This is a genomic window from Alkalicoccobacillus porphyridii, assembly GCF_007293315.1.
In the GTDB taxonomy this organism is placed as follows: domain Bacteria; phylum Bacillota; class Bacilli; order Bacillales; family Bacillaceae_D; genus Alkalicoccobacillus; species Alkalicoccobacillus porphyridii.
The window spans coordinates 1-468 of the sequence record NZ_VLXZ01000049.1 but is presented as its reverse complement, the minus strand read 5'-3'; the positions used below and the strand labels follow the sequence as shown (position 1 = coordinate 468).

General features: G+C 50.4%; 1 protein-coding gene. It reads right to left on the bottom strand.

Features of this window, described 5'->3' with window-relative positions:
- Positions 1-468, bottom strand: a 468-nt coding sequence (locus FN960_RS20760; RefSeq protein WP_221936823.1) for an MnmC family methyltransferase, incomplete at both ends; no start/stop codon positions are given.

Here is a 468-nt window from a genome sequence, read left to right as displayed (position 1 = left end):
CCAGGCATCTACTTTTTGATTTAGCGAATCGTCCAGTTGGCTGGTCAGTTCGTTAATATCGCCAAACCATAAATCCAGCGTCACGCGGCCTGCATCGAGCAATAAACGATGGCAACCGGGCAAGGGCATTGGCCACTGCGCCTGAAGTTGTTCTGCCCACGGAGCCAGTTCCGGCCAGTGTTGATGCGCTAAGGCTAAATCCGCACGGGTGAGGGGAAATTTCTCAAAACTAATGAAATGTAAGCGTTGTAATTGCGCTTGCGGATGCGCTTCGCGAAACTGATCAAATGCCTGCCATAGCGTCAGGAAGTTTAATCCGGTGCCGAAGCCGCTCTCTGCTACCACAAACAGAGGATGTGGATGCTCAGGAAAGCGTACCTCTAATTGGTTGCCTCCCAGAAAAACATAACGCGTCTCTTCCAGCCCGTTATCGTTGGAAAAATAGACATCGTCAAAATCTCGGGAAAC